Source organism: Pseudoalteromonas denitrificans DSM 6059 (assembly GCF_900112265.1).
In the GTDB taxonomy this organism is placed as follows: domain Bacteria; phylum Pseudomonadota; class Gammaproteobacteria; order Enterobacterales; family Alteromonadaceae; genus Pseudoalteromonas; species Pseudoalteromonas denitrificans.
Genome location: NZ_FOLO01000002.1, coordinates 105,967 through 117,063, shown reverse-complemented (window position 1 = coordinate 117,063; position 11,097 = coordinate 105,967). Strand labels below are relative to the sequence as shown.

Here is an 11,097-nt window from a genome sequence, read left to right as displayed (position 1 = left end):
TTCATCTTTTATAAGACTAGCAGTTATCTCTTACTTTGCTTTAAAAGCCTTACATTTTGCACACGCAAAAAGAATAATTTTTTTGTTTCTAACTTAGAACTTTTAGATTTTAAATTTCTAATCCTTTATTTTTACTATAATAAATTTTATTATATTATTTTAATGGAATAAATCTTATGCGCCATTCACTTTTTTTTCAGAAAAAAATAATTACAATTTTATTTTTGATTTTAATCAACTTTAAAACTCAAGCATTAGAAACGTATAATTTATACTTAGATGCAGATTTTTCTGGAGCCAAAGCATCTAGCATTTCAATTCAACAAGGTATTGAAACAGCATTATTTGAAGTTAACCATAAATTATTCAAATATCAGCTTAATCTGGTTATAAAAAACCATAGAGGTAACTCATTACGTAGTAAACGTAATTTAGAAGCTTTTCTGCAAGACCCTAACGCACTGCTCGTTTTTTCAGGGTTGCATTCACCACCTATTTTAGCGAACAAAAAATTCATAAATCAAAATGAAATTTTATTACTTGATCCATGGGCTGCAGCGGGTCCAATTACACGAACAACGCATAAAAAAAATTGGATATTTCGCCTCTCAATAGACGATCAAAAAGCAGGATTTATAATCAGTGATAATGCGATAAAAGAAGGTTTTACAAAACCCTTTTTATTACTTGAAGACACAGGCTGGGGTCGCTCTAATGAAAAAACGATAACAAAAGCACTCAAACAAAAAAATTTAAAACCTATGGGTGTAAAATGGTTTAATTGGGGCATAGGAAAAAATCATGCGCGTTTAACCTTAAGAGAAATAAAACCACTTGCTGACGTCATTTTTTTTGTGGGGAACGCAACCGAAGGAAAAACGTTTGCAAAAGCAATGAGTGAACTTAGTTCAGATGAGAGGCTGCCAATTAGGAGCCACTGGGGAATAACTGGCGGAGATTTTGCTGATATAATTAATAAGGATATTCGCCAGTCATTAGATTTACAGTTTATACAAACCAGCTTCTCTTTTAATTCCGATAAACTAACTGCGTTACCAACTTCAGTATTTAATACTGCAAAAAAAAATTTCAAACAACTTTTAACACCACAAGATATAAAGGCTCAAACAGGCTTTATTCACGGCTATGATTTAACCAAAATTTTAATTTCCGCCATTAATCAATCAGGGTTAACCGGCGATAAAAAGCAAGATCAACACAATATCCATAAAGCATTGGAGTCATTACAAAAACCAGTCGAAGGATTAATTAAAACTTATATAAAACCGTTTTCACCTTATATGATAAATCAACCTGATGCCCACGAAGCATTATCTTTTAATGATTATGTCATGGCTTATTATGGTGATGATAATGAGATAATTCTCATTAAAAATAACGAAAAAATTGGCCTATGAAAAAAATATCTGTTTCTTTTGCTCTGGCAGGCTTTGTATTTTTAAGTTGTGCATCATTAGCCTTACTGATCTCTGCGTTAGTTAGCAATCAAGTGATCAGTACAATAAATGCTGAACAAAATAAAATTATTTCTCGTGAAATAAATCAAATCAACAACAATTACTTAATATATCTAAACCAAAGACTTACTATTTTAAAAGAAAAAGCTAAATTACCTATCATGCTGCAAACATTAATGCAGCCGGAATCTAATTTAGGAAAAATAAATGATTTTATGGCTGATTTAACGATATTAGGGAAGTCATATAAGCTTAGTTTATTTGACTTTGAAGGACGGCTTTTACATACGACCTTAAATAGTTCTCAGTTAATTCAACAACAAATCCCTTGGTTTAAATCCGTATTAAAAAGTAATATATCCAATAATCAGACTTTAACAAATATATCAATTACTGGAGAAACAGAGCCGTATTTTTTTGCTATTTCAGTCGCCATAAAATATCAAAATTCAATCGAAGGCATTTTGACGATGCAAATTCCTATTGCTGATATTAATGAACAAATAAGCGCAGATAAACGACTCGAAGGCATAAGCATAGGGCTGATGAAAAATAATCAAACACTTATCACATTTGGAGAGGTCATAATTGGAGAAACAAAGCGTATTGATTGGCCTAAATTAGACTTATCGCTACTTTTCACGATTGATAAAAGCATTATAAACTCAATGTTATATAAGTTAATGGTGCAAATAAGCGCCATTATCATCGTCGCTATTTTGATTACTTCTTTTTTAGCTTACTTTTTTGGTTATCGATATTTTGTTAAGCCACTTTTATCACTTAGCGAAGCGACAGAGAAATTAGATAAAGGCGAACATATCCAAGCAATGCCTGAAGAGTCTAGCATAGTTGAATTTTCATCTTTACTTCATAAATTCAATCAAATGGCCAAACAAGTAGAGAAAAGAGAACAAGCATTAAAAACCAGTTATTCAAAATTAACACAAGCCAATGATGAGCTAAAACTGAGTGAATCCCAACTCGTACAGTCTGAAAAAATGGCCAGTATCGGTTTGCTTGCTGCTGGTGTTGCCCATGAAATAAATAACCCCATAGGTTATGTTAAAAGCAATTTAACAGTCTTAAACGACTATTTGAATGACCTGCAAGAATATAATAAGGCGCTATCTGATGATACATCATTTAAAGACAACATCATGGCAGAATACAAGCAAAAACAACAAACACTAATTGATAAATATGATATTGATTACCTCTTTAAAGATATATTTCCATTAATAGAAAGCACTATAGGTGGTATTGACCGTGTTGATGAGATAGTGCAAAGTTTAAAAATATTTGCCCGTATTGAACAGCCACTAAAAAGCTTAATAGATATTAACGAAGGCCTAAATGCGACACTTAAAATTGTATGGAATGAACTTAAATATAATTGTGAAATTCATGTTGATTTACAACCTTTACCTATGACATTGGCATTTCCAGGGAAACTAAATCAAGTATTTATGAATTTATTGATCAATGCAGGTCAAGCAATTGATGATAAAGGTAATATATACGTACGTTCTAAGGTAAAAGATAATGATATCCTAATTGAAATAGAAGATACGGGCTGCGGAATCGAAAATGAGTCGCTATCTAAAATATTCACCCCTTTTTATACCTCTAAGCCAATAGGCACAGGTACTGGTTTAGGATTATCGATTAGCCATAATATTATTAATCAACATGGAGGTCAGATATCAGTCACTTCAAAAGTAAATCAAGGTAGCTGTTTTACTATTTCAATCCCGATCATCGAAATAGAGTAAAAACACCAATCATTCACCATAATACTCAACTTTGCTTGCAAGCAAACGGCTATCTACAGGTTTAGTGATAACATCATTCATACCAGCCGCTAAACATTGATTTTTGTCCTCTAAACTCGCATTTGCCGTAAGTGCTATTATTGGCAATTTTTGATATACACTTTGTGCTCTGATAATTTTAGTTGCCTCAATACCATCCATTTTTGGCATCATCATATCCATTAAGATTAAATCAAATGTATGTTGTTTTAAGACTTCAATTGCTTCAGTGCCTGTTTCAACCAATGTAACTTTATGATTACGCTTTTCTAATAAGGCTTTGACCACCATTTGATTAGCAATGTTATCCTCAGCAACTAATATTGATAACACAGCGCACTTTTTATTTTGCTTATGATGTACTTTAAGGTCATTAATTTCATGACTAATAGGGATATAAGGAATCGAAAAAGTAAAATGAGTAAATTCCCCTAACTTACTTGTACACTTAATTTTACCTTCCATTAAAGTTAATAATTCTTTAGCAATGCTTAACCCTAATCCAACACCTTGCTGACGGCGCTTAATAGAAGAGTCAACTTGTGTAAAAGCTGAAAATAATTTAGTAATATTATGCTCTGAAATACCAACGCCAGTATCTTTAACAATAAACTTTATACCTTCAGTAGTTAAACTGACGTCTAAATTAACCGCACCATTTTCAGTAAATTTAAATGCATTACCTAAAATATTAAATAAAATTTGCGCCAAACGAGTGGCATCACCCAAGATGAGCTTAGGTACATTTTGAGCTAAAGTAACATTAAAGGTTAAAGTATTTTTTATAGCCTGAACTTCAAACTGCTTAGAAATATTTTTGATCAATGAATGTAAATTAACCGTGCTGTATTCCAGCTCTAATTTACCTGACTCTATCTTAGAAAAATCTAAAGTATCAGATATCACACCTTGTAATAACTGGGCACTTGAATGCATATAATCATGTAGTTCTTGTTGTTGCTCATTCAACCCAGTGTCTTCCAACAGCTCTAACATGCCCAAAACAGCATTCATTGGGGTTCTGATTTCATGAGACATTACAGCCAAAAAGTTTGATTTTGCAGCACTGGCTTGCTCTGCGTTCTTTGTTGCTTGCTGCAAATCTATTTCTCTTTGTTTATTATAACTAATATCTTTACCTGTCCCCATATATCCAATAAATTGATTATTCTCATTAAAATTAGGACAACCAGATAATGAGATCCAAAAACTTCCCCCTTGCGTACCTTTTGCTTCATATTCAAAGTCATGTATTTTTGATTTTTGATTAATTAAATGTAAGAAAAAACTCCACTTTTTAAGTTGCCCAACTTCATTTTCAGAACGTAATTCAAGAGGTGTTTTCCCTAAAAAATGTTGATAGCTTTTTTGTTTTAATTCATTTTCAGAATTCGATAAATAAATATACTTTAACTCTTTATCTGTTTCCCAAAACCAATCTGATGCCGTTTGTGCAAAATATCTAAACCTTTGTTCACTCATTTTTAATGCTAGTGTTCTTTCATTGATCCTTTGCTTAATCCAATATTCCTGCTCAAGTTGCACAAATGTTTGTTTGAAAACAGGAGACAATTGCTCTAATTGCGCTAATACGGTTTGGTTTATTTTATGTTCTTCTGGCAAGGTAAAAATGAACATGCCTTTTCGTTCTGAAAAATTAAAAGCATATAATAAAACTTTTGATAATTTTTGTTTTACAGGTAAAGGCTGGATTTCAAATTCAAGATCTTCAAATATATTGTCAACTAACAGGATTTGTTGCGCAAAAGCCTTACTAAATAGCTGACAAATAGGCCAATAAGTACTCTCAAACTCGGTCTCGGTGGCACAAATGCAAGTTAAAAAATTAGCTTGGTCTAAATCACTTTGATCAGCCACAGTGACAATCAAGTTTTCAAATTCAAAAATAGATTTTAATGAAAGTTTCAACCTAAACATGGTTTCTTCACTACTTCTTGAAAATGCTAAGCTTTCAATAAAGCTAAGAATAAATGCCTTATTTATAATTTCATCAGTCAAATTCGCGATTCCAAAATGTGTTATAAACTAAGCATAGTCTAATCAAAATGATTCATTTAGCTTTGCAAAATGCAATTAATTTTATTTTTTACCAAAATAAAACGTTTTAAAATACAAATTCCCAGAAGCTTAAACTTTCCAACCTATCACCAGCACAATATAAACACTTAATTTCAATGAGTTAACGGTAAATCAAAAAAACAAAATTTAACTTTTACAAAACTGGCTTAAAACTTGGTTATTTAAAATATAACTTATGAGTTTGGAGTAATATGTATGAAAATCGTATGCATTGGTGGTGGCCATGGTTTATCACAAGTATTAACTGCTTTGCGTCCTCTGAATAATGATATTAGCGCCATTATTGCAACAACCGACAATGGCGGTAGCACAGGAAAACTCAGGCAAGCTAAAAACTGTATTGCCTATGGTGATATACGTCGTTGTATTTTAGCGCTTGCAAATTCAAATAACTTACTAACATTAATTGCACAGCAGCGATTTGAAAATGCAGGGGAGTTATCAAGTCATTCACTGGGAAATTTAATTTTACTTGCCTTATCTCAAGTCACTCAAAAACCAAGCGAAGCCATTTATTGGTTATGCCAATTACTTGATGTGCAGCAAACAATTTTGCCTATGAGTGATCAGGTAACTGACTTATCGGCTACTTTAATTGATGGCTCCAAAATCGTTGGTGAATGTGAAATTGATGCTCTGACAGAACTACCACAAGCTTTAGGTTTAACTAACCCGGTACAAGCACCACAACAAGCCATTAATGACATTTTATCAGCCGATTACGTCTTTATTGGCCCTGGCAGCTTACTAACGAGTGTACTCCCTGTTTTATTGGTTGAAAATATTCAAACCGCATTAAAGAATACCATGGCGACCCGCATATTTATCACTAATAAAACAACCGAGAACAGCGTGGCTTCTTTAATTAGGAACCAAGCCAATGAGTTATGGGCAACAAAAATTTTAGGTTTTAAGTTTTACGATTTAATTTTAGGTCAAGACGCCATATTTGCATTAGATGATAGAAACTTACCTCTATGTGAGATAAATCAAAATGATACATTACACGATGTTACACAGCTTAAACATGTATTAAGCCAATTTATATGTACAAAAAACCAGTGTAAATCAACATACAAAACGAATACAAATATAATCCATTAGGTAAATATTATGGCTGATTTTAAAGTTTGCTCACACGTATCACCCAACTGGGAAAATAATAACGTTAAATCATTATTATTTTTCCCTTCCAATTCAATTTTTTCACACAAATCAGCTAAAATCTCAGCGCCATATGTACGGGCGCTACTTTTTAAGCTATGGCTAATTAAAATCACATCGTCAATATTATTTTGTTGTTGCGCTTTAATTAACTGCGTCACTAGCTTGTTGGTTTCAACAATAAAGACTTGCATTAATTCCTTCGCAAGTGTTTCACCAACATCCTGCTGTAACTTTAAAACAACGGCCTTAATAAACATATGCATTCCTTGTGGGAGGTCTTAATATGAAAAGCCATATTATCATATTTGTAGACTCTGGATTATACGGGGGTATTGAGTCACATATAATACAACTTGCAAAATTATTATTACATCATCAAATTGATTTAGAAGTACTTTTTTATAAAGACCATAAAAACATTTTTTTCTATGAACAGCTAAAACACAATAAAATCAACTACCATATATTAAATGGTCAACCCTTCAGTTTATATCATTATTTAAATAAACAAACGCAACCTTATGTTTTACATACTCACGGTTACAAAGCCGGGATTATAGGCCGTATTATTTGTAAATTCATTTCCAAGCCATGTATATCAACTTACCATGCTGGTGAAACTGGTTCTGGAAAGTTAAGGTTTTATAATTTATTTGATAGGTTAACAAGTGTTTTATCTCGTAACTTTGCTGTATCTGAGCAAATCGCAGCAAATATATCTCGTGCCACAATACTCAATAATTTTGTTTCAATTAAACAATTTAATTACACTCCACCATCAAATACGATAAGAGTTGCTTTTGTTGGTCGACTTTCATTTGAAAAAGGGCCTGACATTTTTATACAAGTTGCCAAAAAATTTATAAATAACAAAGCTTTTAGTTTTCATATTTATGGTGATGGTCCTATGAAGAACACATTACAAGATAACTTTCCTGAAAACTTAACCTTCCATGGTCATCAAAAAGCTGATGTTATTTGGCCAAATATCGATTTACTTATGATAACTTCTCGCCAAGAAGGTTTACCCTTAGCTTTATTAGAAGCAATCAATCACTGTACTTGTGTAATAAGCACGCAGGTAGGGGCTGTTAATAAAGTCATTAAAAATAACTATTCAGGAATGATTTGTGAAAATATAACAAGTGATTCTTTGGGGTCAACTCTCAATACGTGGCAGCAATTGAATACACAACAAAAATTATTATTAATTAAAAATGCTCACAATACTTTAATAAAAAGCTTTAGCGGTACACAACAATTAAAGCTATTAACCTGTGCTTATAAGCTGCGATATGGTCGAGGATAGGATTATCTGCATGGCATTGTGACGCCACACTATGCGATATAGATGATCACACTTCACCTAGCTACAAAACATTCAAGTAGAAATTTATATGTCTATAAAAAGGAGAGAAAGTCTAGAGCTGTATGTCGTATTATCATCTGCATAGGCCTTCTGCAGTGTGCTCTTTATAAAAAATAAGTATTATTTTGGCTCGAGAAATGACATTTACATCATTTAAAAATTCTCACCCATGGTGATAAATTCCTAAACAAAATGAGATAATAGCACTTATACAACTGAACAAAGCAACTCACAATAATGGGAATTTTAAACGCGATTCAAATCCAACAATAAATATACTCATAATTAATGAATTATCCAATTGATATAAATAACCTATTTTCACAATAACGTCTGTATAGATTTTTCTGTAATAAAGGGCATCAAAGTAGACTATTTTGACAAATTGAGCTTACCTTAATAATGAACTATAAAAATACTAACCAATTAGCACAATACGGAGTCTATGTTTCTTTTAGGATTGTATTTATTTATTGCTTTATTCTTTTCGTTTTTGTGCTCTATTGCCGAAGCGGTACTCTTGAGTGTTTCTTGGGTCTATATTGCTCTGATAGAAAAAAAAGGCCAAAAATCTGGTGAAATTTTACGTAAGTTAAAGGGAGATATAAATAAACCTTTAGCCGCTATTTTGACTCTAAATACCATAGCCCATACCGTTGGGGCCGCAGGTGTTGGCGCTCAAGCAACATTTGTATTAGGGGATGCTTCACTTGGGATAGTATCCGTAATATTAACTTTATTGATTTTAATTTTTTCAGAAATTATCCCTAAAACAATTGGGGCTTCTTATTGGAAAATATTAGCGCCAGCTACCGCTTACTGTCTAAAATATTTAATATGGATACTTAATCCATTTATCAAAATGTTAGAATTTATTACGCGTAATATGGTTAAAAAAGAGCCATCAGGATTTAGGCGCAATGAATTTTCCATTATGGCGCAATTAAGTGCAGATGAAGGTCATATAGAGCCCCAAGAAGCTAGAATCTTACAGAACCTTTTGTTATTACAAGAAATAAAGATCAGAAAAGTAATGACACCTAGAACGGTGATTTTCCATGAATCTCAAGATCTTTCAGTCGGAGAGTTTTTTCATAAGCACAAAAAAAATCGTTTTACGAGAATCCCCGTTTATGATAAAAATCAAGATGATATTATTGGGTTTGTTATCAGAACCGATCTTTTGTTAGCTCAGGCTCGTGGTAATAGTGATACTTGCTTAAGCAACTATCTCAGGACCATGCCTACTTTGCTGGATAATATGTTCTTGCTACACGCCATGAAAGAAATGCTGATAGGTAAAGATCACATCTCATTGATTGTAAATGAATATGGTACGGTGCGGGGAATATTAACACTAGAAGATATTTTGGAAACTCTCATCGGGCAAGAAATAATAGATGAAGGCGATAAAGATATTGATATGCAAAAAGTAGCAAAACGTTTATGGAAAGCAAAAGCTAAAAAATACGGGATTAATTTGGAGGAACAGCAAAAATAATTAAATGAGCCTGTTACAAAGCAGCACTTAATGACCACTTATTTTTGCTTCATAAACAAAATAAGCATACCTTTTAAAGCCTAATCAGCCCACTTCTATTTAACATACCGTATTTTGCTCTTGCCATGTTTTCATTTTACGGTAAATCGTTGATGGACTGACATCTAACGAAGCAGCTGCTTTAGGAATATTATTATCACATAATGCAATAGCTTGTTCGATATATGACTTTTCAATGAGCCATAAAGGTTTAATATTTTGTGAATTACTTACATGATAATACTCATCTGACGTTACTAAAGAATCTGCTGGTTGAGAAAAACTTTGATTCGTTGATGCGCTATTTTCTGGGCTTTTAATTTCCGAAGTTCGATTTATAAAATCATTAGACATTTGATTATTATCATAACTTTGTGATGAATTTGACAAATTACTTTTATCTGCTCGTGGTAATGGGGGTAACATTTGAGGCTCTATTATGTCCGCATCATTAAGCACCACAGTATTTCTAATAATATTTTCTAACTGCCTAACATTACCGGGCCAAGGGTATTGGAGTAACTTTTGTTTCGTATGATACGACATTGTTTTGTAACACTTACCTTCCTCTTTACTTAGTTTTTTAAATAAAAAATCTGCAATTTCAATTACATCACCATCTCTTGCACTAAGAGAAGGTAATTCGATAGGGATTACATGTAAGCGATAAAATAAATCTTCTCTAAAGCGCCCTTCATTAACTTCAACTAATGGATCTCGGTTAGTAGCACAAACAAAGCGTACATCTACTTTTTCTAACTTTTCACTGCCAACTTTTTGAAATGTGCCCGTTTGAATAAACCTTAATAACTTACTTTGTAGATTGAGCTGCATTTCACAAATTTCATCTAAAAAAAGGGTACCGCCATTAGCCTGACCAGCAAGCCCTTCTCTATTATTAGTTGCTCCTGTAAACGCTCCTTTAACATGACCAAAAATTTCACTCTCAATGAGATCTTTAGGAATGGCTGCACAATTTAACGCAATAAAAGGGGATTTATTTCTAGGACTTGCCTGATGTACTGCCGATGCACATAACTCTTTACCAGTTCCACTTTCACCTGTGATAAAAACTGTTGCTTTGCTTTGGGCTGCATTATTAATAATTTGATACACAGATTGCATCAAGCTTGAACTACCAATTAAGTCATAAAATCGTCCATTTTCATATTTTTGCTGATAGTTTGATACTTTTTCAGTAAGGTTTTTTAGCTTTAGAGCGTTATTTATAGTAATGCGAAACCTATCTGCATCAATCGGTTTTTCAAGAAAGTCAGTTGCACCTAAACGTATGGCTTGCACTGCCAGCTCTTTACTTGCATGACCAGTTAATACAATGACTTGTGGACGATCATTTTGATCCAATGATGCTAAAATATCCATGCCATTCATATCTGGCAACATAATATCTAATAAAATGAGTTGTGGTTTGTTATCAGCTAAAAACGCTAATGCTTGCTCACCAGTGCTTGCTACGTCAGTATTAATACCTGTCGGTATTAAATAGCTTTCATACAATTGAGAAAGGGATAAATTATCTTCTACAATTAAAACACTAGGCGCCATAAACAACTTCCTTATAATTTAAACTGATAGTTTAATTAAGGACCAATAAAGGTGAATCGTCAA

Annotated in this window: 8 protein-coding genes; 5 read left to right on the top strand and 3 right to left on the bottom strand. The window is 32.7% G+C overall.

Annotated features, from left to right (window positions below):
• The first annotated feature begins 176 nt into the window (after positions 1–176).
• Together BM088_RS01965 and BM088_RS27870 are read left to right on the top strand one after the other, a co-directional pair.
• The gene (locus BM088_RS01965) at positions 177–1,418 is read left to right on the top strand and encodes an ABC transporter substrate-binding protein (RefSeq protein ID WP_091979354.1); all 1,242 of its coding nucleotides are present in this window, start codon (positions 177–179) and stop codon (positions 1,416–1,418) included.
• On the top strand, positions 1,415–3,253 hold the full coding sequence (locus BM088_RS27870) for a sensor histidine kinase (protein ID WP_091979352.1): 1,839 nt from the start codon (positions 1,415–1,417) through the stop codon (positions 3,251–3,253). The genes BM088_RS01965 and BM088_RS27870 overlap by 4 nt, the downstream gene beginning before the upstream one ends.
• A gap of 9 nt (positions 3,254–3,262) precedes the next feature.
• Here BM088_RS27870 and BM088_RS01955 read toward each other — a convergent pair whose 3' ends face one another.
• Positions 3,263–5,311 carry a PAS domain-containing sensor histidine kinase gene (locus BM088_RS01955; protein WP_091979350.1) on the bottom strand — a complete coding sequence of 683 codons (2,049 nt, stop codon included), beginning with the start codon at positions 5,309–5,311 and terminating at the stop codon, positions 3,263–3,265.
• Between the two features lie 276 nt (positions 5,312–5,587).
• On the opposite strand from BM088_RS01955, the gene BM088_RS01950 reads away from it, so the two are divergent.
• Positions 5,588–6,496 (top strand): gluconeogenesis factor YvcK family protein, encoded by a 909-nt coding sequence (locus BM088_RS01950; RefSeq protein ID WP_091979348.1) that lies wholly within the window; start codon positions 5,588–5,590, stop codon positions 6,494–6,496.
• Here BM088_RS01950 and BM088_RS01945 read toward each other — a convergent pair.
• Positions 6,493–6,816: an Hpt domain-containing protein gene (locus tag BM088_RS01945; protein ID WP_177207924.1), complete on the bottom strand. Its 324-nt coding sequence runs from the start codon at positions 6,814–6,816 to the stop codon at positions 6,493–6,495. The genes BM088_RS01950 and BM088_RS01945 overlap by 4 nt on opposite strands.
• A 26-nt stretch (positions 6,817–6,842) precedes the next feature.
• On the opposite strand from BM088_RS01945, the gene BM088_RS01940 reads away from it, so the two are divergent.
• Together BM088_RS01940 and BM088_RS01935 are read left to right on the top strand one after the other, a co-directional pair.
• Positions 6,843–7,868 (top strand): glycosyltransferase family 4 protein, encoded by a 1,026-nt coding sequence (locus BM088_RS01940; protein ID WP_091979344.1) that lies wholly within the window; start codon positions 6,843–6,845, stop codon positions 7,866–7,868.
• Positions 7,869–8,373: 505 nt separating this feature from the next.
• Positions 8,374–9,429 carry a CNNM domain-containing protein gene (locus tag BM088_RS01935; protein WP_091979342.1) on the top strand — a complete coding sequence of 352 codons (1,056 nt, stop codon included), beginning with the start codon at positions 8,374–8,376 and terminating at the stop codon, positions 9,427–9,429.
• Positions 9,430–9,528: 99 nt separating this feature from the next.
• On the opposite strand, the gene BM088_RS01930 is transcribed toward BM088_RS01935, so the two are convergent.
• Entirely contained in the window at positions 9,529–11,034 is a 1,506-nt protein-coding gene (locus BM088_RS01930) for a sigma-54-dependent transcriptional regulator (RefSeq protein WP_091979339.1), read from the bottom strand.
• Positions 11,035–11,097: the final 63 nt, after the last annotated feature.